General features: G+C 37.5%; 31 protein-coding genes and 1 riboswitch. Of the genes, 18 read left to right on the top strand and 13 right to left on the bottom strand.

The features are described from left to right. The first annotated feature begins 10 nt into the window (after positions 1-10). On the top strand, positions 11-493 hold the full coding sequence (locus tag HMPREF0013_RS12965) for a winged helix-turn-helix transcriptional regulator (RefSeq protein WP_002115697.1): 483 nt from the start codon (positions 11-13) through the stop codon (positions 491-493). Positions 494-509: 16 nt separating this feature from the next. Here the strand turns inward: HMPREF0013_RS12965 and HMPREF0013_RS12960 are convergent, their stop codons facing one another. Then, the gene (locus tag HMPREF0013_RS12960) at positions 510-1,898 is read right to left on the bottom strand and encodes a PLP-dependent aminotransferase family protein (protein WP_002115639.1); all 1,389 of its coding nucleotides are present in this window, start codon (positions 1,896-1,898) and stop codon (positions 510-512) included. A 123-nt stretch (positions 1,899-2,021) separates the two neighbouring features. On the opposite strand from HMPREF0013_RS12960, the gene HMPREF0013_RS12955 reads away from it, so the two are divergent. Further along, a complete protein-coding gene (locus tag HMPREF0013_RS12955; protein ID WP_002115647.1) occupies positions 2,022-2,885 on the top strand; it encodes a DMT family transporter in 864 nt (287 codons plus the stop codon). A gap of 2 nt (positions 2,886-2,887) precedes the next feature. Here the strand turns inward: HMPREF0013_RS12955 and HMPREF0013_RS12950 are convergent, their stop codons facing one another. From HMPREF0013_RS12950 to tusD, 4 genes are read right to left on the bottom strand one after another with little or no spacing between them, the layout of a single operon-like run. Further along, complete coding sequence (locus HMPREF0013_RS12950; RefSeq protein ID WP_002115694.1) at positions 2,888-3,199, bottom strand: TusE/DsrC/DsvC family sulfur relay protein; 312 nt, start codon at positions 3,197-3,199, stop codon at positions 2,888-2,890. Between the two features lie 17 nt (positions 3,200-3,216). Next, entirely contained in the window at positions 3,217-3,501 is a 285-nt protein-coding gene (locus HMPREF0013_RS12945) for a hypothetical protein (RefSeq protein WP_002115665.1), read from the bottom strand. A gap of 17 nt (positions 3,502-3,518) precedes the next feature. After that, positions 3,519-3,869: a hypothetical protein gene (locus HMPREF0013_RS12940; protein WP_002115699.1), complete on the bottom strand. Its 351-nt coding sequence runs from the start codon at positions 3,867-3,869 to the stop codon at positions 3,519-3,521. A gap of 44 nt (positions 3,870-3,913) precedes the next feature. Then, a complete protein-coding gene (gene tusD / locus HMPREF0013_RS12935) occupies positions 3,914-4,282 on the bottom strand; it encodes a sulfurtransferase complex subunit TusD (RefSeq protein WP_005803478.1) in 369 nt (122 codons plus the stop codon). Positions 4,283-4,347: 65 nt separating this feature from the next. Here tusD and galE point away from each other — a divergent pair, with 65 nt between their 5' ends. The 3 genes from galE to HMPREF0013_RS12920 all read left to right on the top strand — a co-directional run bounded on the left by galE (position 4,348) and on the right by HMPREF0013_RS12920 (position 7,670). Further along, positions 4,348-5,355 carry a UDP-glucose 4-epimerase GalE gene (galE, locus tag HMPREF0013_RS12930; RefSeq protein ID WP_002115594.1) on the top strand — a complete coding sequence of 336 codons (1,008 nt, stop codon included), beginning with the start codon at positions 4,348-4,350 and terminating at the stop codon, positions 5,353-5,355. A gap of 116 nt (positions 5,356-5,471) precedes the next feature. After that, entirely contained in the window at positions 5,472-6,866 is a 1,395-nt protein-coding gene (fumC, locus tag HMPREF0013_RS12925; RefSeq protein ID WP_002115609.1) for a class II fumarate hydratase, read from the top strand. Positions 6,867-7,223: 357 nt separating this feature from the next. Continuing rightward, positions 7,224-7,670: a DUF6097 family protein gene (locus HMPREF0013_RS12920; protein WP_002115636.1), complete on the top strand. Its 447-nt coding sequence runs from the start codon at positions 7,224-7,226 to the stop codon at positions 7,668-7,670. A 165-nt stretch (positions 7,671-7,835) separates the two neighbouring features. Here HMPREF0013_RS12920 and HMPREF0013_RS12915 read toward each other — a convergent pair whose 3' ends face one another. Further along, entirely contained in the window at positions 7,836-8,129 is a 294-nt protein-coding gene (locus HMPREF0013_RS12915; protein ID WP_002115649.1) for a hypothetical protein, read from the bottom strand. Between the two features lie 175 nt (positions 8,130-8,304). On the opposite strand from HMPREF0013_RS12915, the gene HMPREF0013_RS12910 reads away from it, so the two are divergent. After that, on the top strand, positions 8,305-9,006 hold the full coding sequence (locus HMPREF0013_RS12910; RefSeq protein ID WP_002115606.1) for an alpha/beta fold hydrolase: 702 nt from the start codon (positions 8,305-8,307) through the stop codon (positions 9,004-9,006). Here the strand turns inward: HMPREF0013_RS12910 and HMPREF0013_RS12905 are convergent. After that, positions 9,001-9,264, bottom strand: coding sequence for a hypothetical protein (locus tag HMPREF0013_RS12905; RefSeq protein WP_002115584.1), 264 nt, complete (start codon positions 9,262-9,264; stop codon positions 9,001-9,003). The two genes, HMPREF0013_RS12910 and HMPREF0013_RS12905, sit on opposite strands and share 6 nt — an antisense overlap. A gap of 228 nt (positions 9,265-9,492) precedes the next feature. Here HMPREF0013_RS12905 and HMPREF0013_RS12900 point away from each other — a divergent pair, with 228 nt between their 5' ends. The 3 genes from HMPREF0013_RS12900 (at position 9,493) to HMPREF0013_RS12890 (ending at position 12,328) form a co-directional block, all read left to right on the top strand. Further along, entirely contained in the window at positions 9,493-9,936 is a 444-nt protein-coding gene (locus tag HMPREF0013_RS12900; RefSeq protein WP_005803474.1) for a BLUF domain-containing protein, read from the top strand. 242 nt (positions 9,937-10,178) lie between these two features. Further along, complete coding sequence (locus tag HMPREF0013_RS12895) at positions 10,179-10,670, top strand: hypothetical protein (protein ID WP_002115670.1); 492 nt, start codon at positions 10,179-10,181, stop codon at positions 10,668-10,670. 149 nt (positions 10,671-10,819) lie between these two features. Further along, positions 10,820-10,908, top strand: a riboswitch (glycine riboswitch). 175 nt (positions 10,909-11,083) lie between these two features. Then, positions 11,084-12,328, top strand: a complete 1,245-nt coding sequence (locus HMPREF0013_RS12890) for a D-amino acid dehydrogenase (RefSeq protein ID WP_002115716.1) — start codon at positions 11,084-11,086, stop codon at positions 12,326-12,328. 45 nt (positions 12,329-12,373) lie between these two features. Here HMPREF0013_RS12890 and HMPREF0013_RS12885 read toward each other — a convergent pair whose 3' ends face one another. Continuing rightward, the gene (locus tag HMPREF0013_RS12885) at positions 12,374-13,018 is read right to left on the bottom strand and encodes a hypothetical protein (RefSeq protein ID WP_002115734.1); all 645 of its coding nucleotides are present in this window, start codon (positions 13,016-13,018) and stop codon (positions 12,374-12,376) included. A gap of 100 nt (positions 13,019-13,118) precedes the next feature. Between HMPREF0013_RS12885 and ispF the strand changes: the two genes are divergently transcribed. Continuing rightward, complete coding sequence (gene ispF, locus HMPREF0013_RS12880) at positions 13,119-13,610, top strand: 2-C-methyl-D-erythritol 2,4-cyclodiphosphate synthase (RefSeq protein WP_002115651.1); 492 nt, start codon at positions 13,119-13,121, stop codon at positions 13,608-13,610. On the opposite strand, the gene HMPREF0013_RS12875 is transcribed toward ispF, so the two are convergent. From HMPREF0013_RS12875 to glnL, 5 genes are all read right to left on the bottom strand, one after another. Then, positions 13,598-14,122 (bottom strand): protein tyrosine phosphatase family protein, encoded by a 525-nt coding sequence (locus HMPREF0013_RS12875; protein ID WP_002115619.1) that lies wholly within the window; start codon positions 14,120-14,122, stop codon positions 13,598-13,600. The genes ispF and HMPREF0013_RS12875 overlap by 13 nt on opposite strands. 193 nt (positions 14,123-14,315) lie before the next feature. Then, positions 14,316-15,236: an ornithine carbamoyltransferase gene (argF, locus tag HMPREF0013_RS12870; RefSeq protein ID WP_002115690.1), complete on the bottom strand. Its 921-nt coding sequence runs from the start codon at positions 15,234-15,236 to the stop codon at positions 14,316-14,318. Between the two features lie 112 nt (positions 15,237-15,348). Then, positions 15,349-16,002, bottom strand: coding sequence for a TetR/AcrR family transcriptional regulator (locus HMPREF0013_RS12865; protein WP_005803466.1), 654 nt, complete (start codon positions 16,000-16,002; stop codon positions 15,349-15,351). Between the two features lie 264 nt (positions 16,003-16,266). After that, on the bottom strand, positions 16,267-17,760 hold the full coding sequence (gene glnG / locus HMPREF0013_RS0105370; RefSeq protein WP_002115702.1) for a nitrogen regulation protein NR(I): 1,494 nt from the start codon (positions 17,758-17,760) through the stop codon (positions 16,267-16,269). After that, positions 17,747-18,856, bottom strand: coding sequence for a nitrogen regulation protein NR(II) (glnL, locus tag HMPREF0013_RS0105365; protein WP_002115631.1), 1,110 nt, complete (start codon positions 18,854-18,856; stop codon positions 17,747-17,749). The genes glnG and glnL overlap by 14 nt, the downstream gene beginning before the upstream one ends. 73 nt (positions 18,857-18,929) lie before the next feature. Here glnL and HMPREF0013_RS25480 point away from each other — a divergent pair, with 73 nt between their 5' ends. The 8 genes from HMPREF0013_RS25480 to rseP all read left to right on the top strand — a co-directional run bounded on the left by HMPREF0013_RS25480 (position 18,930) and on the right by rseP (position 26,097). After that, the gene (locus HMPREF0013_RS25480; protein WP_005803464.1) at positions 18,930-19,151 is read left to right on the top strand and encodes a hypothetical protein; all 222 of its coding nucleotides are present in this window, start codon (positions 18,930-18,932) and stop codon (positions 19,149-19,151) included. A gap of 47 nt (positions 19,152-19,198) precedes the next feature. After that, positions 19,199-20,542: a 30S ribosomal protein S12 methylthiotransferase RimO gene (gene rimO / locus HMPREF0013_RS12855; RefSeq protein ID WP_002115588.1), complete on the top strand. Its 1,344-nt coding sequence runs from the start codon at positions 19,199-19,201 to the stop codon at positions 20,540-20,542. A gap of 51 nt (positions 20,543-20,593) precedes the next feature. Further along, entirely contained in the window at positions 20,594-21,322 is a 729-nt protein-coding gene (gene pyrH, locus HMPREF0013_RS12850) for a UMP kinase (RefSeq protein WP_000852257.1), read from the top strand. An 84-nt stretch (positions 21,323-21,406) separates the two neighbouring features. After that, positions 21,407-21,961, top strand: a complete 555-nt coding sequence (gene frr / locus HMPREF0013_RS12845; RefSeq protein ID WP_002115638.1) for a ribosome recycling factor — start codon at positions 21,407-21,409, stop codon at positions 21,959-21,961. 5 nt (positions 21,962-21,966) lie between these two features. Continuing rightward, positions 21,967-22,719: a polyprenyl diphosphate synthase gene (uppS, locus tag HMPREF0013_RS12840; RefSeq protein WP_002115643.1), complete on the top strand. Its 753-nt coding sequence runs from the start codon at positions 21,967-21,969 to the stop codon at positions 22,717-22,719. Further along, a complete protein-coding gene (locus tag HMPREF0013_RS12835; protein WP_002115701.1) occupies positions 22,719-23,543 on the top strand; it encodes a phosphatidate cytidylyltransferase in 825 nt (274 codons plus the stop codon). The genes uppS and HMPREF0013_RS12835 overlap by 1 nt, the downstream gene beginning before the upstream one ends. Continuing rightward, positions 23,544-24,740 carry a 1-deoxy-D-xylulose-5-phosphate reductoisomerase gene (gene ispC, locus HMPREF0013_RS12830; protein ID WP_002115723.1) on the top strand — a complete coding sequence of 399 codons (1,197 nt, stop codon included), beginning with the start codon at positions 23,544-23,546 and terminating at the stop codon, positions 24,738-24,740. It begins immediately after the preceding gene. 1 nt (position 24,741) lies between these two features. After that, positions 24,742-26,097, top strand: coding sequence for an RIP metalloprotease RseP (gene rseP / locus HMPREF0013_RS12825; protein WP_002115589.1), 1,356 nt, complete (start codon positions 24,742-24,744; stop codon positions 26,095-26,097). Positions 26,098-26,126 lie beyond the last annotated feature (29 nt).

Here is a 26,126-nt window from a genome sequence, read left to right as displayed (position 1 = left end):
ATGCATAAAGATGAAATGGGACGACATCGGTGATCAACCTTGTTCGGTTGCTCGTATGCTATCAGTGATTGGCGATCGATGGACGATGCTAATATTACGTAATGCTTTTATGGGAATACGCCGTTTTGACGATTTTCAAAAGTCATTAGGTGTCACTCGTCATGTCCTTTCGGATCGTTTAAAGCGGTTGGTTGAATATGAAATTTTAGTCAAATCTCCTTATTTTGATCGTCAGGAACGCTTTGAATATAAATTGACTGATAAAGGTTTTGAACTTTATCCAATTATTTTGTCTATGGCGAATTGGGCAGACAAATGGATGGATCAAGGCTTAGGCAAACCTTTAGAATATCGTCATAAAACATGTGGCCATAAATTTGAACCAGTCATGGTATGTTCGGTTTGCCGTGAACCTTTACATGCAAAACAAGTTCAGGTTTCAGCTGGGCCGGGTTATTTTGCATATATGCAGCAAAAACAGAAACAAGCTTAATTTCTCTTATTGCCAACTAAGACTCTTGTTGAATTGCATCAGCTAGAGTCTTATAGATATGGTCATGATTTGACTGTGTTACATTAAAGCGGATGAATTGGCCAGCATTGGAAGCTTGGCTAAACGCGTTTCCTGGTGCAAGAATAACCTGATGATTAATACAATATTTTGCAATTTCTGAAGCTTCAACTCCCTTTGGCAAATGACACCAAACAAAAATTCCCGCTTGAGGCTTAATCCATGGTTTTATACCCAAAGGTTCTAACTGAGTAATGGTATCGTGCATTGCTTTTGCTAATCGGACCTTTAATAATTCTATATGTTTACGATAAGACCCATCTGTTAAAGCACTTAATAAAACTTCAGCTGATACGCCATTGTGAGAAAAGCTTGTGGCAATTTTCAGGTCAGTGAGCTGATCAATCCATTCTGGTTTAGCGATAATATAGCCACAACGAATAGATGCGGATAACGTTTTAGAAAAACTTCCAATAAAGATTACACGAGAAAGATTATCCAAAGCAGCAAGCCGAGGAGCAGGGCTATATTCAAAATCAGAGAAAATATCATCCTCAACAACAATCAAATTTGATTGTTCAATAAGTTTTAATAATTGATGCGCCGTAGAAAGAGAAAGTACTGCGCCAGTTGGATTATGAATTCCTGAGTTGGTGATATAAAGACGTGGATTATAAGTTTCAATTGCTTCTTTAAATGCTTCTAAGTCAGGACCTGTTGGTGTGTAGGGAACACCAATAACCTTGACTTGGTGAACCTTAAGTAATGCATGAAAGTTAAAATAACAAGGATCATCAATCAAAACGACATCATCGGGCTTTAGTAAAAATCGGCCTACTAAATCAATTGCTTGAGTTCCAGAGTCTGTTAAAAGCACTTGATTAAGATTTGCATTGATACCTTTTGCTTGAGCGCGTCTTGCCAGTAAATCACGTAGAGCTGGTAATCCTAATGGCGTTGAATAACCCATCAAACAATCATCTGGGCTTCTTGCAGCCGACCTTAATGCTTTACGAATACTATCTAATGGCATCCAGTCATCAGGTAACCAACCGCAGCCGGGTTTAAAAACATCTGCTTTTGCTTCTAAAGATTGACGTGAAATCCATAATGGATCGACTGAGCGATCTAATTTAGGGCCTAATTCGCTTAAAGAAAGAGGGGCAAGCGGACCAACAATATAAAAACCAGATCCAGTTCTTGATTCGATTTTGCCTAGAGCAATTAATCTTTCATAGGCTTCTACAACTGTTGATACAGAAAATCCAAGGTTATTTGCTAACTTACGAACAGAAGGCAAGCGTGCTCCCGGCAATAAAGACCGATTTTTTATTTGTCGCTCAATCTCTGAAATGACAATTTCAATTTTGGTTTTGTTCTGGTTCACTGACTTACAATCCGAACTGTATTGGTTATTAATACATTACAGTTCTTTTAAATTGTACTGCTTTGTATCTGGTTTATTCACCTTAGCACAGCTTAAATTATTCGTATAGTAACGGAGTAAATTATGACTAGGTTTATGAATGGCTGGGTGAATGGTTTTATTGGCGTGGCTATTTTTGCGGGATCACTACCAGCAACACGTGTAGCCGTAATGGGTTTCGATCCTGGTTTTCTAACTGCGGCACGTGCGGCAATTGCAGGTATTTTAGGCCTTATTCTTATTTTGGTTTTAAAACAAAAAAAACCAGCCAAGCAAGATTGGTTGCCTCTTGCCATCGTTTCTTTAGGCGTGGTGATAGGTTTTCCTCTATTTACAGCGCTTGCTCTGCAATACATGAATGCAGCTCATTCAATCGTTTTTGTTAGCCTTTTACCTCTCGCAACTGCAATATTTGCTGTGTTGAGAGGCGGTGAAAAACCGAATCAATTTTTCTGGATATTTGCAGTCTTAGGGAGTGCGGTTGTCTTCACTTATATGTTTTTGATTTCTGGTGATACCTCACTTGGGATAGGAGACTTTTATATGTTGATGGCGATCATTTTTTGTGGCTTTGGCTATGCAGAAGGCGGTGTACTTTCAAAAAAAATTGGTGGATGGCAGGTCATTTGTTGGGCGCTTATTTTGTCACTACCTTTTATGCTATTTCTGACTATTTTCTATATGCCAGCTTCATTTCAGAACATATCTACATCAGCTTTAGTAGGTCTTATTTATGTGTCTTTATTTAGTATGCTGATTGGTTTCTTCTTTTGGTACAAAGGGCTTGCGCAAGGAGGAATTGCTGCGATTAGCCAACTACAACTCTTGCAACCTTTAATGGGATTAGGTATTGCTGCGGTCTTGTTACACGAACAAGTAAGTTGGTCAATGTTGGTGGTTACAGCAGCAACAATTTTATGCGTCGCTGCTGCCAAGAAATTTACTTAATCTTATAAACAATTTGCTGGTTTAGGAATCCCTGCTAAACGACTTAAATGACGCGCCACTAAACCAGTATTAAATTGTTGCTGTAAAACTGCATTATTAATCTCTGGACTGACCGTTTTCATTAAAAATTTAATCAGCGGGCGAGTTGCTGGAGAGTGTCCAAATTGCTGATAAAACTGACGTACAGCTGCTAAAACTTCAAAATGCCAATCGGTGAGTTCAAGATCAAGCGATTTGGCAAGTTCTTGCGCAACTTCAGGATTCCAGATTGTGTAATCAACCAAATGACCATCTTGGTCTAATTCTAAATTCATGAAACCAGCCTAAATAATTATTTAAGAGAAATACAGCGATTAAACGTTAAAACTAGATCAGCAAATTGATCATAATCTAATACCTTCACCTGAGCTAAAGTATCCGTATCGATTAACTCTTTTTCGATGCTTAAACATGAAACAGATTCAAATGGTTGAATCATTTCAGCAGAAAGGTGTGCAGTTGCATCACCCATAAAAACAATTTGGTCACCTACCTGAAAAAGATTGCGTAATTCATCAATAATCTTAGGTGTAGCATGGTAAGAAGATTGCACAAGATAAAGTGTTGACGGATTCATTAAACTTACACCTTTATCTACCAATATAGAACATGATCAAAAGATTGAATAAACTCAGCATTCAACTGAACGAATTCAATTTCTTGTTCGGTTTTTTGTACAAGAGGATGCTGCTGATTTTTACATTCAATCAGAATAGGGCTCAAGTCGTAGAACTCAAAACTTTCGACCATATTTGAGGCCACTTTGAAAGCCTGACGAAACTGATCAAAGCTCAAATCATTTTGCAAAAGACTAAGAGCAGCATCTTTCAATAATACTTTGACTGGTGAGCCAAAGGTTGCTAAAACCATAGTAGCAGAAAGGCTTTCATTGATTTGAAGACTGGTTAAATTGGCTTGGCTTAAAATGACGAGTACAGATTTCACACAATATACCTTTTAAAAGCAACAATCTAAGCAAACAAAGTAACTTAAAATTGAATAAGACGAGATGCTGACTGTACTGCATCAGCAAGTTCACCTAACCCGACAAGTTCTAAGTCTTTGGCAAGGTTGTGATGAGTAAGGTGATGACGACTGGCATTTTCTGCATCTGTAATACCACGAGCGAGGGCAGCACTCACACAAACAGGAAGACGAATCGCAAGCTTTTGCCATTCATGCGTTAAATTACGCTGGTCGTCAGGAACCCATTGAAAATCATTAGCAACCTGCACGCCATCTTGGTAAAAGAATACACGGAAGTCTTCATTTTTACTTTTGAGTGCCTGAGCAAGTCCTAACGCATGCCAAGCATGAATGGAAGTAGGAGCAGAGGTAATTAGTAGTAATGTACTCATTGAGAATTCACTATGGTCATACGTCTAAATGGGCGTAGATACATTAAGAGAAAGGTAAGTATACAATGATTTTAGTGACAGGTGGTTTAGGCTTTATCGGTTCACACATTGCGTTGAGTCTAATGGCTCAAGGGCAAGAGGTGGTAATCGTCGATAATTTGGCTAATTCAACCTTGCAAACTTTGGAGCGGCTAGAATTTATTTCTGGTATGTACGTTCCATTTGTCAAACTTGATGTACGCAATACACCAGCGCTGAATAAGGTGTTTGAGCAATATTCAATTGATGCAGTTATTCATACTGCCGGATTTAAATCAATTGAAGAATCTAACCTTAAACCTCTTGAATATTATAATGATAATGTTAGCTGCATCATGAGTTTACTACGTGCTATGCAACGTACGGGTGTTCGTCACTTCATTCATCTGTCTAGCCTTGCAGCTTATGGGAAATCTGGTTTGCAATTGAGCGAAACAGAAGAATTTAATTATGCTTATCCTAATCCCTACATTAAGTCTCAACAGATGATTGAAGAAATTATCCGTGATACTTATAAAATTGACCATGAGTGGAAAATTGCGATTTTACGATTGTCTAATATCGTAGGTGCATTTGAACATGGGGTACTCGGAGAGTATGTCGCTCAGCTCCCTAAAAATATTGTTCCGCTTGCGATGCAAGTCGCAGCAATGCAACGTGATTTAATTGAATTACAAGATCAAGCTGAAACGTCAGATCATACGACTGAACGTAGTTTTTTACATGTTTTAGATTTATGTGAAGCCGTCATTGCGAGCTTACATTGGCTGCGTGAACAAACGCATTGTTGTGAAGCATTTAATATTGCACATGACCAAGTTTATTCAATTCGTCAATTACTCGATGAAATTTCACAAGTTACTAAAGCTGAAGTTCCTACACAATCAGCAATTTATAAACATGTCGAGTTAGATCAAGTTGGCGCTAATATTGAGAAAGCAAAAACCTTATTGCAATGGACACCGAAGCGCCCATTAAAACAAATGATCGAAGATGAATGGCGCTTTTATCAAAATACTTTAAATGGAAGATGAGATAATGATTCTTATTTACAATACTGGTATGCTTGAGTACGATATTCAAAATTAACTAGCCAGAGCAAACACTTGCTTCAGCCCGTGAGTTCTTTATTGAGATAACCGAGGTTTCTATGCAAACACGAATTGAACATGACACTATGGGTGAGATTGAAGTTCCAAATGAAGCATTGTGGGGGGCACAGACTCAACGCAGCTTACAGAACTTTAAAATCGGGCAGGAACGATTACCCCGTGCCATGATTCGAGCGATGGGTTTGGTAAAAAAGGCTGCTGCAATAACCAATGCTGAACTTGAACAACTACCACAAGATTTGAGTCAATATATTGTGGGTGCTGCTGAAGAGGTAATTGATGGCAAGTGGGATTCCCAATTTCCTTTAGTTGTCTGGCAAACAGGTTCTGGTACGCAAAGTAACATGAACTGCAATGAAGTGATTGCCAATATTGCAAACCAGAAATTAGGGCAAGCCTTAGGTGCCCAAAAACCAGTACATCCAAATGATCACGTTAATCGTGCTCAATCAACAAACGACTCCTTTCCAACGGCCATTCACGTGGCAGCAAGTTTGCAAATTAACGAGTTGCTCATTCCTGCTGTAGAGCAGCTTAAAGCGACTTTGCAAAAAAAGTCAGATGAGTTTCAGGATATTGTTAAAATTGGCCGTACCCATTTGCAAGATGCTACTCCATTAACCTTAGGTCAAGAATTTAGTGGTTACGTATCACAGCTTGAGCATGGATTGGTTCGACTACAACAAGCTTTGAGTGGCTTATATGAGTTGCCATTAGGTGGCACAGCGGTAGGTACAGGATTAAATGCACATCCTGACTATGCAATAAAAGCAGCAGCTCAGCTTGCACTACTTACAGGTTTACCTTTTGTAACTGCACCCAATAAATTTGAAGCTCTAGCAGGACGGGACGCCGCTGTTTTTGCATCAGGTGCATTAAAAACTTTGGCTGTAAGCTTAAACAAAATCGCGAATGATATTCGGTGGTTGGCAAGTGGACCTCGTTGCGGTTTTGGTGAAATCCGTATTCCAGAAAATGAGCCTGGTTCAAGCATTATGCCTGGGAAAGTAAACCCAACACAAAGTGAAGCAATGACCATGGTTGTTGCGCAAGTGCTTGGAAATGATACGACCATTAACGTAGCAGGTGCTTCAGGTAACTTTGAATTAAACGTCTTTATGCCAGTGATTGCTTATAACTTATTGCAATCTATTCAGTTACTTGGTGATGCATGTAATAGCTTTAATGATCACTGCGCGGTGGGAATTGAGCCTAATCGCGATAAGATTAATCACTTCTTGCATAATTCTCTGATGCTAGTTACAGCTTTAAATCCAGTAATCGGCTATGAAAATTCTGCAAAAGTTGCAAAGACTGCTTATAAAGAAAATAAAACGTTGAAGCAGGTCGCTGTTGAGCTTGGTTTGGTTACAGCGGAACAATTTGACGAAGTAGTTAAACCTGAAAAGATGGTTTCACCAAATAGTAAGTAATCTATCTAAAAATAAAGATATTTTTAGAATCTCAATCAATAGAAAGGCACTTTGGAGCTATTGCGAAAGTGCCTTTTTATTTTAATAATTCGAATACTTAACTCCTATGAAAACTTGGCTTTTGATAATCTTATAGTTCAGGATAAAAGTTCAGTCGTTCTCATAGTGTTTAAAAAATTGAGAAATATAGTGAGAGGAAGCTATGTTTAGTAATCTTTGGAACATTTTCGGCTTCTCGTATTTCTTTTGAATGTTTTGTAATTCAGCTCAATTTATTACTTTTGTGTTAAAAAGTGCTTTTAATCACAAAATTTACCTTAAAATCCATAGTTTTACTGATTATATTCTGGTTTTTCTATGGGAAATTTAACAATTTTAGGTGAAGCACTAGAAAGTGCAGAAATCTTGAAAAACATTCAATATCATATTAAAGACAACAGATTACCTATATCATTAAAAGATGATTTGAATAAGCAAGTTATTGAAGTTGAAAAATATTTTGGAGAAGATGATTTTGAAAAACTAGAAATTAAGAAAAATAAAATTAATATATGGACAGGAGTTCTTGCGGTTCCAATATTGATTTATTGTATTGCATTATTCTTAAGTCGATATGTACATAACTTTGGTATCAATATTGATGTAGATGTCATAAATCATATGTTATTCGATAACATATTTAAATATATATGGATTGTCATAATTTATGCAGTCATATTCTTTGGATTGATTGGATACTTTTATATACTTAATAACCACAGCAAAAAATTAATTGAAAAGAATGTGAATAAACTTCTTAGCTAAATATATTTAAAATCTTTAAGAATACAATATGCTGTGCACTCGGTTATCTGTTTGTACAGATAAATCATTAATAAAAGTGTACGCGCTAATATTTATATAAAAGCCCTCAAAGGAGGGCTCTTTTGGGGGGGGAGGATTTAGCTTGTATCTTAAAATTTGAAAATATCAAAGTAAGCCGTCTATGTATTCCCAACCATGAGATTTCATAGCTTCAAACTTCTTTTTTAGCTCTTCTTTTTCGTACTCATGTATATCGCGTGCTAAAAGAACATGATACGAGTTAGATTCTGGTTCTATAGTCACTTCAATAATCTCTACTGGTTCAATCACTCCACTTTCAGTTAAACCAGAGTCTATAAAACACATTCCTTTTACAGGTATAACAGTACAATCATATTCCTTAGAAATAAAATAATTATTTGCTGAAGCGGAATACGTACGTGATGCTCTAACTTTCATATGTACCTCCTTCTCAAGCATAAAAAGGGAATGTTTTAGTCTGGCGTGCTTCCACAGTTATTTCTGTTTAATTTATATAGTGATTTTATTTTTTACTTCAATATTCTAATTATAGATTTTTTATTAGCATAAAATGCTGTTAGCTATAATTTACAAGTAAGGTATTAAAAAACTTATGAATCAAAAGCCAATTTCAGTTGTTTTAATTCCTGGTTATATGCTTGATGAATCTCTCTGGAATGAACTCATAGATGAAATGCCTAAAGAGTGGAATATATCTCGAGCTACTTTAAAACAAGGGCAAACAATCAAAGAAATTGCTCAGAATATTGTTAAAAATGCGCCTGAGAGCTTTGTACTAATTGGATTCTCACTTGGAGGATACATTGCGAGATCTATAGTGGAGCAATTTCCTGAAAAAGTTAAGGCGCTTGTTTTAATAGCCTCTTCATTACGTTCAGATACAGAAGAGCAGAAAAATCAAAAGTTAACCGCAATTAAACTTAATTCTGAGAAAACTTTCCATGGGCTAAGCTCAATATCAATTGAAAAAACACTTCATCCATTAAATGTGCAGAATCGTACTCTTGTAAAAAGAATCCAGGAGATGGGGAAAGCTTTGGGTTATAAAGAGTTCGTAAAACAATCGATGTTAGATAGAAGCTCTTATGATATGAGTAAGATCGCATGTCCAACTTTAATTATTTCTGGTGCTGACGACCAGCTCCGCTCCAAGGAAGAAGCCATAGAATTATTAGATCAATTGCCACATGCAAAGCTTGAGATAATTAAAAATACGGGCCATATGATTCCGATTGAACAGCCGAAAGCATTGGTTTTAGTGATTTTAACTTGGTTAAGTACTTATCTTTCATGAGGGCCTAACTTTCGTTTTCTTCGTCAGAATCTTGATAATCTTGAAAACTTGATTGCCAAGTTTGATTTTTTGATGAACAGTTGCATGATCAAGCTCATCCCATAACTCAAATGGGAAAAACTCCGAACTATGATCAAATATCCATAACCATTGATAGCTATTGTTAAGGGTATTCTTATCAAAACGAACATCTTGAACTTTGACAATTTTAAACTGTTTATGATGTTCATCTTGAAGAATAACTTCATGATTCTCCATTAGACATCCACGCATTAAAAACAATTTTCAATTGTACTAAAATTAATAGCGTCTGATTAACTTGTTAAGTTGGCATTAATTTACAAAAGATTTCGGGTTGTTAAAGTTTGTCATTTTCAAAAAGAAAATAATCTTTACTTTTGAAATACAAGGTTTTAATTAGGTTACATTGTAAGAAATGTGTGCAAATGTCAGAATGTACAGTGAAATCTATCTTCGAGTATCGCTATGAGTTTAATAGGCTTTATGTATGCAAGTAAAACCAATAGTGAACATAGTCAAATAAAACAAGATTTAATTGATATTCTCACTGAAGCAGTCAAATTCAACTCACATAATGATATTACAGGAGTACTTTTCTATGGTAATGGATACTTCTTACAGTATTTAGAAGGTGAGAAAGAACAAGTCGAATCGCTATTTTATAAATTAATTTTGAAAGATTCGAGACATCAGAACTGTGAAATCATCTTTTCAGAACCATCCGAACAACGTCTATTTAAACATTGGAGTATGAAATTTGCTCCCATTAACACGAAAATAAAAGAATTCTTTCATCATCATCATGTTGATGAGTTTAATCCTTATCTGCTTAACACTACATCTATTCCATCTTTTATTGAATTGCTTGTAGATCAACCAAACCATAAAGTTGATCAATATCAAGGTTAGTCAAAATCAGGAATTGCAGTAGATTTTTAATTATCCTATGTAAAATTAAGCTCTCTTCGGAGAGCTTTTTATCAAGAAGGTTGAAACTTTCACTAATTAATGGCGAATTGGCGTTGAATAAGCCGTCATAATTGTTAAAATGCCCACCTTGTCCTGTTTTTATATTGTTTTTTGTTTTGCATTTATTTCGCAAAGTTAGAGATAAAATTATTAAAAACAGCTGCTTAGTTAAGGATTTTTGAATGCTCTCTATTTATTTGACAGATACCCAACAACACGTGCAATTTAATGATTATCCTAGTGATCAGCCGGTTAAGTTTCTGTTAAATCTTAAAAAGATTTTCCCAAGTACAGCGGATTTATTATTACCAGTTTTACCTGAAGATAATGATTTAGAAAACGTAACGTGGGAATCAACCTCAAAAGATTTTGAAGTCTTTAAAAAGCTATTAGCGGGATGGGGTGTGATTGAGCTTCGTTTAAATGCAATCACTGCTTATAAAGATAAAAACTTTGCAAATGAGCTAGTGAAACAAGCACAGGTAAAACGTAAGAAAACAGCGCAAAAAAATCATCAGCTTTCTTTAGTTGCTTTGGATTATATTTTTATGCACGAAGTTCATGCATTGATTGATGCTGAGCTGGTCACTATTGGTGAAAAATTCTACTTACCAACCTTGCGTGAGCAATGGAAGGGTACGGTTTCAGACCAAGTGCTCAACGGAAAACTCTAATTTTAGTGCAAAAGGTGAATTTATAAAAATTCACCTTTTTTATTATTAATTAAATCAATAGCTTATATTTTTAAGATTGCTTATACAAAAGTTTACAAGAAAAGAATGCGTTTTTTCTAATGTGGCAGATACATTGCTTATATAAATACAAAATTATTGCGGGAGAGAGGTTCATTAAGAACCCGCCGAAGGAGCAACAAGCCCGGAAACTCTCAGGCAAAAGGACTGTAATAATTAAAAAATCTGGAGAGAAGCTTAGATTTATAAGAATGGAAAACAATAACTTATAAATTATAAACTCACCGAAGGGGAAGATCTAAACGTTAAAAGGTAACGTTGGGGTCGAAACTCTCAGGTACCAATGACAGATGGGCTGTACTGATGAAATGTTTTGCATTTCTGAGGAGTCTGTTATGCCACATGTTATTGTGATAGGTGCGGGAATCACAGGGGTTACCTCTGCTTATGAGTTATCGCAACTGGGTTATCAAGTCACAGTGATTGATCGACATTTATATCCTGCAATGGAAACATCATTTGCCAATGGAGGGCAATTATCGGCTTGTAACGCCGAAGTATGGAACCAAAAAGCTACCGTGATTAAAGGCTTTAAATGGATGAGACAAAAAGATGCTCCTCTATTGTTGAATCCTTCATTTAGTTTGCATAAGTATAGTTGGCTAGTTGAATTTCTATCACATATTAAAAACTATGAGGCGAATACGATTGAGACGGTCCGTTTGGCATTGCTCGCTCGTAAGCGTTTATTTGAAGTAGCTGAAAAAGAGCAGCTTGAGTTTGATTTGGAGAAACGTGGAATTCTCCATATGTATCACAGTAAGGCTGACTACGAAATTGCTAAACAAGTTAATAATGTATTGAACAAAGGTACATTGGAGCGCTATTCGGTTTCACCTGATGAAATGAAAACAATAGAACCATCTTTGACGGGTGACTATTTCGGTGGCTATTACACACCAAGTGATGCGACGGGTGATATTCATAAATATTCAACCTCTTTAGCTGAGAAGACTAAACAATATGGCGTTCAATATAAGTTCGGTCTAGAAGTTATGGATATTAAGTGCAGCGCAGACAAAGTAGTCGTAACTTGTCAGCCAAGTGCTGAGCATCCTTATTTGGTTGAGTCCGACAACATTCAGCTAGAAGGTGATGTACTTGTAGTTTGTGGTGGTGTAGGGAGTTATCAACTTGCCGATATGATTGGTGAGCGAGTAAATGTGTATCCAGTAAAAGGTTATTCAATTACCGTACAATTAAAAGATGAGCACAGTGTAAAGAATGCTCCTTGGGTGAGCTTGTTAGATGAAAGTGCAAAAATTGTGACTTCTCGTTTAGGTAAAGATCGACTGCGTGTGGCAGGGACTGCTGAGTTTAATGGCTATAACCGCGACATACGGGCTGATCGTATTCAACCATTAGTGAATTGGGTTAATCGTAACTTTGATATTTCAACTGAGCATGTGGTGCCTTGGGCAGGGTTAAGACCTATGATGCCGAATATGCTGCCTGTTGTTAAGCAATCTAAACAACCTCGTGTTTTTTATAATACAGGGCATGGGCATTTAGGTTGGACTTTGTCTGCGGCAACCGCAGTTTTAGTCGGTCAGGATATAGCGCAAAAATATCCAGCGTAGAAAGTAAAAAGCCAGTGTTCAAACACTGGCTTTTATTTTTAAGCGTTAGTCATATAAGCGGTAGATTCCGCTAAAACGTTCACAGCCTTTTTGCTGGGTTTTCACGTTAAGTAAAGCTTTTTGAAAATTAAACTGATATTTACAGTTGTGCTCATTGTCTAAAATTTCACTTTTTTGTTCAGGTGAACTATAGGCCATCAATGAGATCGTTTGAGTTTCTTTGCGGTTATTTGGATTGCGGTATGCTATCCCTTCAATCTTAATTTTATCTTTCGCGAGCTGATGGACTTGAATGTGTACAGGCTGTGCTGCTAGATGTCCATTCTCAAACTTAAGATAATGCTGGGTAAGCGTTTGCTTAAGCGATGCATAAAAATTTAGGTCATCAGTACGTAAATCAAACTGTTGTTGAATACATGTATTACTCTTGCATTGCTGAGTATGTTTAGACCATAACTTTTGTGTATCCTGTAAAAGCTGTAAGGGGGCATCAGTAACTAAATATGCAGAAAGATATTTATTATTGAGTTCTTTTCTTGATTCACTAAATGTTTTTGAACAGATTTTAAGCTCAGCTCCAGTATTGGAACAGTCTATTGATTCTGCAAAGACAAGAGGTGAACATAAACAACTCAGTGTCACGACAAAACTTAATCTTTTCAATTGATTCATATCAGTATTAGACAGCATGATCGCTTATACTTTCAGTCTACTTTGCTAGGTGTACTATAGCGAAACAGAACGGCTGAATACAAGATTTCTTAAGTTTTTATGGAAGGTAATAATTTATATGGTTGCTCAGATTCGTATTGGACAAGGAATGGATGTACATGCCTTTGAAGAGGGGAACTTCGTTACATTGGCGGGTATTCAAATTCCACATACACATGGTTTGAAAGCGCACTCTGACGGTGACGTTGTACTTCATGCGCTATGTGATGCTTTATTAGGTGCTTTAGCGCTTGGTGATATTGGACAACATTTTCCTGATACTGACCCAGAATACAAAGGCGCAGATAGCCGAGTATTGTTAAAGCATGTTTATCAATTGATCTTAGACCGTGGTTATCAGTTAAATAATGCCGATATTACGGTGGCTTGCGAGCGTCCAAAATTAGCTAAGCATAATCTTGAAATGCGTCAAAGCATTGCTGACGTTCTAAATGTAGATATTAATCAAATTAGTATTAAAGCAACGACAACCGAAAAACTTGGGTTTACCGGTCGTCAAGAAGGAATTTTGGCTACAGCGACTGTTTTAGTCTCTCATCACACCAAGTGATCGGCCTGCTGCAAAGACTGTTGAAGTTCTAAAGTTGCCTTACGGCCTTGTAGCTGTAAGGTAATACTATGAATGAGTCCAGTCCAAGTCTCATTAGGTTCCCAAATTTCGTGCAATAAATCCTGAGAAGTCAGCATATCCATATTCATATAAAACTGTCTATAGACATACATCAGGCAACTTACGCGTTTATTTTTGGCGCAATGTATCCAGATAATTTCATTTTGCACTAAATGATCAATCAAATCTAAAACTAATAAGCACTGCTCAGCAGAAGGCATCTCCCAATCAATTGGAATATGAATATAATTTAAACCTAGGTCTAAACAAATGCGGTCTTCATTTTCAAGATGATTTGAAGCATTAGTTAAAGCAAGGTTAATGACTGTGCTACAACCAAACTCTTTAATCAATTTTAGTTGTTCAGCAGAAGGCTGGGCCGAGCTAAATAAATGTTCATGAATAATCGAAAATGCGGGAATTTGAGATAATGATTGTTCAAGGGTTGTCATGATCGCACTCTACAAGAGTAGGCTTAGCTTATTGTGTAGAATGTTATACACGATTCTAGAGAATAGTTGAAATACAGCCTGCTTATATATTCGGCAACGTTATCAAATTTTTAAAAATAATTAACTGGAAGAGTACAAGTCTTATAAAATAAAAAACAGCATCATAAAGATGCTGTTTTTTTAAACTCAAAATTTAAGCTTTCTTTAAATTTTCATTTAATAAAAATTCGACTAAAGCTTTTTGAGCATGGAGACGGTTTTCTGCTTCATCCCATACGACTGCATTTTTATAATCGAGCATGGTTTCAGAAATTTCTTCGCCGCGATGAGCAGGTAAGCAGTGCATGAATAAACAGTCTGGGTGAGCAAGGCTCATTAATTTTTCGTTAACCTGGAAATCAGCAAAGGCTTTTTCACGAAGTTTTTGCTCTTCTTCTTGGCCCATACTTGCCCATACATCAGTCACAATAAGGTCAGCATTTACTGCTGCATCTTCCGCATTATCATAAAGCTCAACGCAATGACCAAACTCCGCTAAAAATTCAGGTTTAGGTTCATATCCTTTTGGCGATGCAATTTTGAGTTTGAAACCCATCATGTGTGCAGCTTCAATATATGAATTACACATATTATTGCCATCACCAATCCAAGCAACGGTTTTGCCTTCAATGCTGTCGCGATGTTCAATATAAGTTTGTAAGTCAGCAAGTAACTGGCATGGATGATGATCATCAGTTAAGCCGTTAATTACAGGAACTTTTGAATAAGATGCAAAGCGTTCAACAATGTCATGACCAAAAGTACGAATCATCACAATATCAAGCATACTTGAAATTACACGTGCAGAATCTTCGATTGGTTCACCACGGCCTAATTGTGTGTCACGAGGCGATAAAAAAATCGCACTACCGCCAAATTGGTTAATACCTGCTTCAAAAGAGATACGTGTACGCGTACTTGATTTCTCAAAAATCATTCCCAATACTTTACCGACAAAAGGCTGGTAGACCTTATTGTCATGTTGCATTTTTTTAAGCTCGCTTGCGCGTTCTAAAATGCGATTAAGTTCTAGAGTGGATAGATCACGTAAAGTCAGGAAATGTCTTAGAGCCATGTAGCTACTCCATAATAATTGTTTTGAAATACAACAATTATCTGTTGTTGGCTGGGTGGATGTGGGAAAAAAGAAGTCTACTATACTATAAGCATTTTAAAATGCAAAAGAATTAGACTTTATGATGGCCTTTTAAGAAAATATCTACACAATATTCAATGTAATCAAAAGCTTCTTTCTCATCTGGAAGAGCTGGCATACCCATAATCATACGCCATTCAATATCTCGTAAAATCCCAAAATACATGAGTGAAGAATAATACGGAGAATTACATGTAATTTCGCCTGATTTATCCGCAAACTCTAATGCTTGAGTAAGTGTATTTTGTAAATTATGTACCCATTTGTCATATAAGTATTGTATGAGGACAGTGTTACATTCCGTCTGTTCAATAATAAGTCTTAAAAATGCAACATGTTCGGGCTGAATAATATGAATATACACACGATTAAGTGTTTGAATCAGATATTCTCTTAAAGTGCTTTTCTCTGGTTGGAATGGAATGCAAATATCTTTAAAAAACATTTCACGTTTATGATCACATATAGCCGTAAAAAGTCCTTCCTTATTGCCAAAATATTTATAAATAGAAGCCTTGGAGCCACCTGCATGATTAACAATATCATCGAGAGATACAGCATCATATCCTTTCTCTAGGAACAGCTCGGTCGCGCTTAATAATAGAGCTAAACGACGTTCAATACCGCGGCGTGTTTGAGGTTTCTCACATGCAAGGTGATGTGAATCCAGGACTGAATCATGCATAAAATTTAATAACAACAACTGACTTTGCTTATCTAGTATAGCAAAACTATCTTTAGTGATGGTCATAACCATTTTTTTAGATCATATGCTGAACAGTAAGTGGCTAATTAAAAAAATAAACTAATAGAAAATATAAGCTTAGAGTTAATTGTGGAAAGATTTAGTGATGTAACCTTATGTTTACATTATATTTTAATCAAAAATCTGATTGATAAAAAGCGGCTAAGAATGACTTAACCGCTCTCAAGTTAAATAATGAGACTTCTAGGCTTCAGTTTGAGTAACCTTGTGCTCATCTTCTTCGTCATCATCTGCAGAATCCATTCCTAGTTCTTTTAACTTGCGTGTTAAAGTATTGCGACCCCAACCCAATAATTCAGCTGCATGACGTTTGCGTCCACGTGTTTGTTGCAAGGCTGCGTTAATCAATGTGCGTTCAAACATTGGTGTGGCAATATCCAAAATTTTCATTTCACCATTTTTAAGCTTTTGAATAGCCCATTGATTTAGTAGTTCATCCCAATGGTGTAGAGAAATACGCTCAAAAGAAGGTGCCGGTTGACTAGAATCACTATTCTTTTGCAATGGAACTTGTTTGAGCTCAGAAGGTAAATCTTCCGGATAAACTTCACGACCAGTAATCATTACAGTTAGCCAGCGGCACGTATTCTCAAGTTGTCGTACGTTACCTGGCCATGGTAACTGTTGCATATAGTCTGTCGTCTCGGTACGTAAGATTTTTGGACTTACGCCAAGCTCTTTACCTGCACGCGCAAGGAAATGCTGCGCAAGCATTGGAATATCTTCACTACGGTGGGCAAGCTTAGGAATGTGAATACGAATCACATTTAAGCGGTGATATAAGTCTTCACGGAAGCGACCTTCATTTACCAGTTTCTCTAGATCCTGATGCGTTGCCGCCACAATTCGAACATCTACTTTAACGGGAATGTGTCCGCCTACACGATAGAACTCACCGTCAGCGAGTACGCGAAGCAATCGAGTCTGAGTTTCAAATGGCATATCACCAATTTCATCAAGGAATAATGTTCCGCCATTTGCCTGTTCAAAGCGGCCTTGATGTTGAGTATTCGCGCCTGTAAATGCTCCTTTCTCATGACCAAATAACTCGGTTTCAATTAAGTCTTTTGGAATTGCCGCCATATTTAAAGCAATAAAAGGCTTGGCACGGCGTGGGGAGTGCTTGTGTAAAGCATGAGCAACTAATTCTTTACCTGTACCCGACTCACCATTAATTAAAACAGTAATATGAGATTGAGATAAACGGCCGATAGCACGGAAAACCTCCTGCATTGCTGGAGATTCACCAATAATTTCTGTTGATTGAAGAGGTGAGGCTGTTTTTGTAGCTTCTTGCTGTTGTAGTTTATTAATATGCAAGATCGCACGATTGACTAAAGCTAAAGCTTCATCAATATCAAAAGGCTTTGGTAAATATTCAAACGCGCCTGTTTGATAGCTTGATACAGCAGACTCTAAGTCAGAATGTGCTGTCATAATAATGACAGGTAAATCTGGATGAGTGTTTTTGACTTTAGATAAAAAAGTTAAACCATCAATTCCAGGCATGCGGATGTCAGTTAAGATGACATCGGGAGCATCATGGTGCAAACGTTCAAGCGCAGTTTGAGCTTCTTCAAAATTGGTAACATCAAAACCCTCTTCTTTAAAGGTCTTTTCCAATACCCATCGCATGGCGCGATCATCATCAATAACCCATATTTTATTTCGCGACACGGTCTGACTCCCAAGGTAAATATAAGCTAAAAATTGTTTTTCCAGGAACAGATTGGCATTCAATCATTCCGTTATGTTGATGCATAATATTCTGTGCAATACTCAGGCCAAGCCCAGTACCTTTTGCTCGTCCAGTAACCAATGGATAGAATACTGACTCCAAAATACTTTCAGGAATGCCTGGTCCATTGTCCTCTATATCGACTCGCACTGTAGATCGATTTAGTACACCGTTAATCGTGACAAGACGTTGTATACGTGTACGTAGAATTAACTCCGGTTCGTGATCTATAAAAAATGCTTTGTTTTCTGTTATGGCTTGAATTGCATTTACACTAATGTTGAGCATGACTTGTATTAACTGATCACGATCGGCATTAACATCGGGTAAAGACAAATCATAATCCCGTATAATTTTAATTTTCTTCTTTGTCTGGTTGGCGATAAGTGAACGCACTCGCTCCAAAGGCTCGTGTACGTTAACATTTTCATAACTTGGGAGTTGTCTAGAACCCAACATAGTATCTGCCAAGTTAGTTAAGCGATCTACTTCATTAATAATGACATCTGTAAATTCAGCATAACTCTTGTCGTTTAAACTGCGAGCGAGTAATTGAGTTGCGCCACGAATACCTGCAAGTGGATTCTTAATTTCGTGCGCTACGCCACGTACAAGCTGCCTAGCGACCTGATGTTGTTGTACCAGATTTTCTTCTTTAGAAATCTTTAACATACGATCAATCGGGTTGAGCTCAATTAAGAGTAATGGGTGATAACTTTTACCAGCATTTAATTGAGAAACTGTGTAATCGACATGAAGGTCTTTAAAGTTGACATTAATAACCGCTTCTCGTCGAGTATAAGGTTGCCCCGTTTTTATGGTGTTTAATAAAGCTTCATGTGTATTAAAAGTATCATCAGGCGCATGAAGTAAGTTTAAAACGGGCTGTCCTGAAGCTCGAAGCAAACTAATATCAAATAGTGCTTCGCAGGCAGAATTTAAGTAAAAAATATTCAAGTTACTATCGATCAATAAAATCGCAGTAGTTAAGTTGTCTACCAATAGGCGATAGTCGATAGGGTTGTGTTGATCCATTAGCGAATCGTTCCTGTCTTAAAATAGCGCAATGGCATCTTCATTGGTTATCGGATTTTCACCGTTATAGAACATGAACGATGCAAAATGTACGCCAACTTTGTTTATGGGTTATTTTAAAGTTTTAAAGTATTTAAAAACGCGCTTAAATCGGTCTTTATATCGGTTGATCAAAACTGATGGCTTAAATAGAGATAATAACATGATCCAACTTGGTGCAAAGATGAGTTTTGGTGCAAATGTTGGTCGTATTTTGGTGCATTACACAAAGAGTGGGCTTTCCACCTATGCTTGAGACAAGAAAAGACATACAATACGCGCATTCAAGTGGAGCGCAGATTCATGAAGACCCCCAAAGTCGGTTTTGTTTCTTTAGGTTGTCCTAAGGCATTGGTAGATTCTGAACGAATTTTAACTCAGTTAAAGACTGAAGGTTATCAAGTTGCATCAGATTATGATGGTGCTGATTTAGTTGTTGTTAATACCTGTGGTTTTATCGAATCTGCGGTACAAGAGTCGCTAGATGCAATTGGCGAGGCCATGAGTGAAAATGGTCGAGTAATCGTTACTGGATGCTTAGGTAAAGACGAAGACAAAATTCGTCAAATGCATCCAAATGTTTTAAAGGTTACTGGTGCAGCAGCTTATCAAGATGTAATGGAAGCTGTACATGAATATGTCCCAGCACCACCTAAACACAACCCGTTTGTTGATTTGGTTCCTGAACAAGGAATTCGCTTAACACCAAAACATTATGCCTATTTAAAAATATCTGAAGGATGTAACCACCGTTGTACCTTCTGTATTATCCCAAGTATGCGTGGCGATCTAGTATCGCGTCCAGTTGGAAGTGTACTGGAAGAAGCCGCTGCGCTTAAAAGAGCAGGTGTTAAAGAAATCTTGGTTATTTCCCAAGATACATCAGCTTATGGTGTAGATACCAAGTACAAACTTGATTTCTGGAATGGCCAGCCTGTTAAAACAAAATTCTTTGATATGTGTGAAGCACTAGGCCAACTTGGTATCTGGGTGCGCTTACATTATGTTTATCCATACCCACATGTTGATGCGGTTATTGACTTAATGGCACAAGGTAAAATTCTGCCATATCTTGATATTCCATTCCAACATGCAAGCCCGCGTATTCTTAAGTTAATGAAGCGTCCGGCTCACAGTGAAAATACACTCGAAAAAATTAAATTGTGGCGTGAAAAATGCCCAGATCTTGTGATTCGCTCTACATTTGTAGTGGGTTTCCCAGGCGAAACTGAAGAAGATTTTCAAATATTGCTCGATTGGTTAGTTGAAGCTGAACTTGATCGTGTTGGCTGCTTTACCTACTCACCAGTAGAAGGCGCTACGGCAAATGATTTACCCGATCATGTGCCTGAAGAAATTAAGCAAGAGCGTTACGAGCGCTTTATGCAAGTGCAGCAACAAATTTCTGCTGCTAAGTTGCAAAAACGTATTGGTCAAACGATGACTGTATTAGTCGATAGTTTGGAAGATGAATATCCTGTTGCTGTTGCACGTTCTTATGCCGATGCTCCGGAAATTGACGGTAATGTCTTTGTAGAAGATATCGATAAGAGCACTATTCAACCAGGCGATATGTTGGAAGTCGAAATCACCGATGCGGATGAATACGACTTATTTGCAAAGTTAATTAAAATTAAGTCGGTTTAATCGATAACGATTCAAAAAAGCATTCAGTTTAAGAGGTTTTGGAGCAAACTCATGGCGGAAACAATTAGCCCCCGTTATTCACGCATTTTATTAAAACTATCTGGTGAAGCATTATCAGGTAACAAAGACATGGGTATTGATGCCCAAGTTCTTGATCAAATGTCCCTTTCAATTGCTCACTTAGTTGGCTTAGGCGTGCAAGTGGGTATCGTTGTTGGTGGCGGTAACTTGTATCGTGGTAGTCAGTTGCAAAAGGATGGCTTGGTTGGTCGTGTAACAGGCGATCAAATGGGTATGCTTGCAACTGTAATGAATGGTTTGGCTATGCGTGATGCATTGGTTCGCCGTAATATCAGAACTCGCCTTATGTCTGCATTACCAATTGGTACAGTAGTAGAGTCTTATTCAAGTCGTGATGCTATCCGTCACTTGAGTCAGGGTGAAGTTTGTGTTTTTGTTGCTGGTACAGGAAATCCATTCTTTACGACTGATACGGCAGCTTGCTTACGCGGAATTGAAATTGAAGCAAATTTAATTCTAAAAGCGACCAAAGTAGATGGCGTATATAATAAAGATCCAAGTAAATACGAAGATGCGGTTAAATATGATCATTTAACCTTTGATCAGGTATTGGACGAAAAACTTGGTGTTATGGATTTGACAGCTATTTGTTTATGTCGTGACCATAATGTGCCATTACAAGTTTTTGATATGAATAAATCAGGCGCGCTATTGTCAGTAGTCATGGGCGAAAAAGAAGGTACACGCGTTACTAAATAATGTACGTGTTGACGAAAGCTCTTTATACTAGCGCTAAATTAAATTTGTTAAAACATCCTTGAATAAATAAGTAAGGTAGATCATATGATTAACGATCTGAAAAAAGACAGCGAACAGCGTATGTTGAAAACTCTTGAGTCTTTGGAACTAGGGTTTGCTAAAGTTCGTACCGGCCGTGCACACCCATCAATCTTAAATGGGGTAATGGTTCCTTACTACGGTTCTGATGTGCCTTTAAATCAAGTGGCAAACGTTGGTGTTGAAGATTCTCGTACACTTCTTGTTCAGCCATTTGAACGTACAATGGTTTCAGCTATTGATAAGGCAATTCGTGAGAGTGATCTTGGTTTAAACCCGATTACTGCGGATGCAATTCGTGTACCTTTACCTGCATTAACTGAAGAAACACGTCGTGATATGCAAAAAATTGCGCGTAGCGAAGCTGAAAATGCAAAAGTTGCAATTCGTAATATTCGTCGTGATGTATTAGGTGATATCAAAGCATTATTAAAAGAGAAAGAAATCTCTGAAGATGATGAGCGCCGTGCAGGTGATGATATCCAGAAAATCACTGACAAATATGTTGCAGAAGTAGACAAGCGTCTTGCAGCGAAAGAAGCAGAATTGATGAAGGTCTAAATTTTATGACCGATTCAGAAGAGTATCATCTTCCTAAGCATGTTGCCATCATCATGGATGGCAACAACCGCTTTGCAAAAAAAAATCAAATGCAAAAAGGTGATGGGCATCGAGAGGGTAAAAATGTTCTTGATCCTATCGTTGAACATTGTAAAAAAACAGGTATTCGTGCTTTAACGGTGTTTGCATTTTCAAGCGAAAACTGGAATCGACCACAATTTGAAGTCGATCTGCTTATGAAGCTTCTTGAAGAAACTATTCATGAGCAAATACCTCGCATGAAGAAATTTAATATTGCTTTGCGTTTCATCGGTGATCGTTCCAGATTACCGTCACACCTAGTTGCCTTAATGGAAGATGCAGAGCAACAGACAGCACACCATAACACTATGACCTTAACTATTGCTGTGAGCTATGGCGGGATGTGGGATATTGCAAATGCAGCAAAACAAGTTGCTGAAGCGGTTTCCCGTGGTGAATTTGGTGCTGATCAAATAAATGTTGATTTGTTCGAAAAATATGTCAGTCTAAACGATCTGCCAGCTGTGGACTTATTGATCCGTACAGGTGGAGATTATCGCATATCTAATTTCTTGTTATGGCAAGCAGCATATGCTGAACTGTATTTTACTGATACTTTATGGCCAGAATTTACAGTACAAGAATTCGATCATGCATTGAATGTTTTTTCAGGGCGTGAGCGTCGTTTTGGCAAAACATCTGAACAAATTCAGCAAGAGAAAATAGAGAACTTATAATGTTAGAGCGGATTGTTACCGCATTGGTACTTGTCGCAGTTGTTTTAGGCTGTATGTTTGCTACGCAATCACATTATCCAATGTTGGTTCTTATGATTGTAGCAGCAGGGGTTGCGGGGTATGAATGGTATAAATTAATGCCCCATGAAACTGTAAATGCTGTAAAGCCAAAAGCTTGGTGCTACGGTCTGCTTGTTGCATTCGTTTCGGGCGTTGCTCTATTTTTCCATGATATTGCATTACTTTTGTGGTCAGCTTCAATTTTGACTTGGCTTGTAAGCGTTTATTGGGTCAAATCTTTTCCTGAATTTGATGGGTGGTATAACGCTACTCTATATGTAATTGGCATTATTTTAGTTTGTGCTGCGGTAACTTCAATTTTTGTTGTTTGGCAAAGTTCGCCATGGTGGTTAATGTATCTGTTCTTACTCGTGTGGGGTGCAGATAGTGGTGCTTACTTTGTTGGTCGTAAATTTGGTAAAAGAAAATTAGCTCCAACCGTTAGTCCGAACAAATCAGTAGAAGGCTTGTATGGTGGTATTGTCACGACCATACTGGTAATGTTGGTTGTGCAATATCAGTATCTAAATTTAACTTTAATTCAGCAAATTCTGTTTCTTATCTTGTCACTGATTACAGTATTCGGTTCAGTGTTGGGTGATTTATTTGAGTCAATGATTAAACGTCGTGCTGGTATTAAAGATTCTGGACGTGTACTACCTGGTCATGGTGGTGTTTTAGATCGTATTGATTCTTTACTTGCTGCAGCCCCGATCTTTGCAACGGGAATGTATATATTAAAACTTATTGGTGTAGATTTATAAATGACACAATCTGTTTGCATATTGGGTGTAACCGGTTCCATTGGGCAAAGTACCTTAAAAATTTTAAATCAACATCCTGATAAGTATTCAGTATTTGCAATTTCAGCTCATAGTCGAATTTCTGAATTGGTTGACATATGTAAACAATTCCAACCAAAAGTTGCAGTTGTTCCAAAGCAAAAAGTTGACGAATTAGCAGCTTTATTTGTAAAGAGTGAATTACAAAATATTGAAATTTTGGCTGATCAGGAAGGACTGGTAAGTATCGCATCTCATCCAGATGTTGATGTAGTTATGGCTGCAATTGTTGGAGCAGCTGGTTTATTACCAACATTAGCGGCTGTAAAAGCTGGTAAACGCGTATTGCTTGCTAATAAAGAAGCTTTGGTCATGTCTGGTGAAATCATGATGCAAGCAGCACGTGATCATCAGGCATTATTATTACCGGTAGATTCAGAACACAACGCTATTTTTCAGTCATTACCTCATAATTATTTAGAGGCTGAAAGAAATGGACAACCGCAACAGGGCGTATCAAGAATCTTATTGACCGCTTCAGGTGGACCATTTTTAAACCATTCGTTAGAACAGTTAGAAAAAGTTACTCCTGCGCAGGCTTGTAAGCATCCCAACTGGTCTATGGGACAGAAAATCTCAGTTGACTCAGCTACTCTTATGAATAAAGGGTTAGAGTTGATCGAGGCGTGTCATTTGTTTTCAATATCTGAACATTTTGTTACAGTTGTTGTTCATCCACAAAGTATTATTCATTCTATGGTGCAATATGTTGACGGTTCAACATTGGCTCAAATGGGTAATCCAGACATGTGTACACCGATTGCCCATGCATTAGCATGGCCAGAACGTTTACAGACTAATGTTCCTGCTTTAGATTTATTTGAGTATTCTCAGCTTAATTTTCAAGCACCGGATATCCAGAAATTTCCAGCACTGGATTTAGCCCGTCAGGCAATGCGTTCAGGAGGGCTGGCACCTACTATTTTAAATGCTGCAAATGAGGTTGCCGTTGCTGCATTTTTAAACCAACAGATTGGATTTACAAATATCCCACAAGTGGTAGAGCATACTTTGCAAAAATTGGAAAACTCAGTTGCTGATAATATCGAGTCTATTTTGAATAAAGATGAAGTAGCACGACATGTAGCACAGCAGTATATATCAAGTATAGGAGGCTGAAATGAGCGCATTATTTATGATTGCAGCAGCAGCTCTCTTGCTCGGTCCATTAATTGCAATTCATGAGTTCGGTCACTATTGGGTGGCACGAAAACTTGGTGTTAAGGTTCTAGTTTATTCTATTGGTTTTGGTCCGACATTACTTAAATGGACCTCAAAAAAATCTGGAATTAAGTACCAACTTTCAGCTTTGCCTCTAGGCGGTTATGTAAAAATGCTCGATGAGCGCGAAGGTAATGTTGCAGAGCAAGATTTACCTTATGCATTTAACCGTCAAAAACCATGGAAGCGTATAGCAATTGTTGCGGCTGGGCCTTTAATTAACTTGATTTTTGCTGTTTTACTTTTTTGGATTTTATTTTTACCAGCACAGGAACAACTAAATACAAGAGTGGGTAAGGTTGTACCCAACTCGCCAGCTGCTACAGCTCAACTACAAGTAGGTGACAAGATTATTGCTGTTGATGGAAAGGAAACGCAAACTTGGGAAAAACTTAACTTTGCTTTGATTGATCGTGTAGGTGAAACTGGTAGCTTGAATATCGATGTAGATCGTGCAGGTACTGAGAAAAATATTGTTTTACCCATTAAAGATTTTTTAAAAAACCAAAATGAATCAGCTTTAGATGTATTAGGCTTTTCACCTTATCGTCCTGTTATTCCCGCTGTTGTAACTGAGTTGACTGCAGATGGAGCAGCAATTCGACAAGGAATAAAAGTCGGTGATCGTATTGTATCCATTAATGGTCAAGCGATGAAAGACTGGTTTGATGTTGTGGAAGTTGTGCAACATTCACCAGAAAAATTGCTCAGTATTGATGTGTTGCGTAATGGTCAACTCGTTCATTTGCAAGTCATGCCTCAAGGAAAGCGTGACAATATGGGGCAAGTGAGTGGGGTTTTAGGCGTAAAAAGCGATGCAGGAAAAATTACAATTCCTGACGAATATAAGCAAACAATTCAATATACTCCATTACAAGCTTTCCAGATGTCGCTAGATAAGACTGGCCAAATCTCCAGCATGATATTGAGTTCGATAGTAAAAATGGTTAAGGGTTTAATTGGCTTAGAGAATCTTTCTGGACCAATTACAATCGCGAAGGTAGCGGGACAAAGTGCAGAAATGGGATGGCAGACTTTTATCTCATTTATGGCTTTAATGAGTGTAAGTCTTGGAATTTTAAATTTATTGCCAATTCCAATGCTTGATGGTGGACACCTCGTTTATTACATTATTGAAGCTATTCGTGGGAAGCCTGTTTCTGAACAAATACAAATGTTTGGTGTAAAAATTGGTATGGTACTGCTCGGTAGTATGATGCTTTTAGCTTTATTTAACGATTTTATGCGTTTGTAAACGTATATGGATTTATAACTTACTGGAAA

The sequence above is a fragment of the Acinetobacter sp. SH024 genome (assembly GCF_000163635.1).
GTDB lineage: Bacteria > Pseudomonadota > Gammaproteobacteria > Pseudomonadales > Moraxellaceae > Acinetobacter > Acinetobacter pittii.
The sequence above is the reverse complement of the archived record's forward strand: the minus strand, read 5'-3'. Positions and strand labels throughout refer to the sequence as shown.

Bases quoted from the DNA above. Each gene is read 5' to 3' on its own strand.
- HMPREF0013_RS12875 (WP_002115619.1), bottom strand. From the start codon at position 14,122: ATGACAACCCTTGAACAATCATTATCTCAAATTCCCGCATTTTCGATT.
- glnL (WP_002115631.1), bottom strand. From the start codon at position 18,856: ATGGATCAACACAACCCTATCGACTATCGCCTATTGGTAGACAACTTA.
- HMPREF0013_RS12905 (WP_002115584.1), bottom strand. From the start codon at position 9,264: ATGGAGAATCATGAAGTTATTCTTCAAGATGAACATCATAAACAGTTT.
- rimO (WP_002115588.1), top strand. From the start codon at position 19,199: ATGAAGACCCCCAAAGTCGGTTTTGTTTCTTTAGGTTGTCCTAAGGCA.
- HMPREF0013_RS12900 (WP_005803474.1), top strand. From the start codon at position 9,493: ATGAGTTTAATAGGCTTTATGTATGCAAGTAAAACCAATAGTGAACAT.
- uppS (WP_002115643.1), top strand. From the start codon at position 21,967: ATGACCGATTCAGAAGAGTATCATCTTCCTAAGCATGTTGCCATCATC.
- galE (WP_002115594.1), top strand. From the start codon at position 4,348: ATGATTTTAGTGACAGGTGGTTTAGGCTTTATCGGTTCACACATTGCG.
- HMPREF0013_RS12955 (WP_002115647.1), top strand. From the start codon at position 2,022: ATGACTAGGTTTATGAATGGCTGGGTGAATGGTTTTATTGGCGTGGCT.
- HMPREF0013_RS12865 (WP_005803466.1), bottom strand. From the start codon at position 16,002: ATGCATGATTCAGTCCTGGATTCACATCACCTTGCATGTGAGAAACCT.
- HMPREF0013_RS12910 (WP_002115606.1), top strand. From the start codon at position 8,305: ATGAATCAAAAGCCAATTTCAGTTGTTTTAATTCCTGGTTATATGCTT.
- ispC (WP_002115723.1), top strand. From the start codon at position 23,544: ATGACACAATCTGTTTGCATATTGGGTGTAACCGGTTCCATTGGGCAA.
- fumC (WP_002115609.1), top strand. From the start codon at position 5,472: ATGCAAACACGAATTGAACATGACACTATGGGTGAGATTGAAGTTCCA.
- HMPREF0013_RS12895 (WP_002115670.1), top strand. From the start codon at position 10,179: ATGCTCTCTATTTATTTGACAGATACCCAACAACACGTGCAATTTAAT.
- HMPREF0013_RS12835 (WP_002115701.1), top strand. From the start codon at position 22,719: ATGTTAGAGCGGATTGTTACCGCATTGGTACTTGTCGCAGTTGTTTTA.
- argF (WP_002115690.1), bottom strand. From the start codon at position 15,236: ATGGCTCTAAGACATTTCCTGACTTTACGTGATCTATCCACTCTAGAA.
- HMPREF0013_RS12885 (WP_002115734.1), bottom strand. From the start codon at position 13,018: ATGCTGTCTAATACTGATATGAATCAATTGAAAAGATTAAGTTTTGTC.
- HMPREF0013_RS12945 (WP_002115665.1), bottom strand. From the start codon at position 3,501: ATGAATCCGTCAACACTTTATCTTGTGCAATCTTCTTACCATGCTACA.
- HMPREF0013_RS12920 (WP_002115636.1), top strand. From the start codon at position 7,224: ATGGGAAATTTAACAATTTTAGGTGAAGCACTAGAAAGTGCAGAAATC.
- pyrH (WP_000852257.1), top strand. From the start codon at position 20,594: ATGGCGGAAACAATTAGCCCCCGTTATTCACGCATTTTATTAAAACTA.
- frr (WP_002115638.1), top strand. From the start codon at position 21,407: ATGATTAACGATCTGAAAAAAGACAGCGAACAGCGTATGTTGAAAACT.
- HMPREF0013_RS12915 (WP_002115649.1), bottom strand. From the start codon at position 8,129: ATGAAAGTTAGAGCATCACGTACGTATTCCGCTTCAGCAAATAATTAT.
- rseP (WP_002115589.1), top strand. From the start codon at position 24,742: ATGAGCGCATTATTTATGATTGCAGCAGCAGCTCTCTTGCTCGGTCCA.
- ispF (WP_002115651.1), top strand. From the start codon at position 13,119: ATGGTTGCTCAGATTCGTATTGGACAAGGAATGGATGTACATGCCTTT.
- HMPREF0013_RS12890 (WP_002115716.1), top strand. From the start codon at position 11,084: ATGCCACATGTTATTGTGATAGGTGCGGGAATCACAGGGGTTACCTCT.
- tusD (WP_005803478.1), bottom strand. From the start codon at position 4,282: ATGAGTACATTACTACTAATTACCTCTGCTCCTACTTCCATTCATGCT.
- HMPREF0013_RS25480 (WP_005803464.1), top strand. From the start codon at position 18,930: ATGAACGATGCAAAATGTACGCCAACTTTGTTTATGGGTTATTTTAAA.
- HMPREF0013_RS12950 (WP_002115694.1), bottom strand. From the start codon at position 3,199: ATGAATTTAGAATTAGACCAAGATGGTCATTTGGTTGATTACACAATC.
- HMPREF0013_RS12965 (WP_002115697.1), top strand. From the start codon at position 11: ATGAAATGGGACGACATCGGTGATCAACCTTGTTCGGTTGCTCGTATG.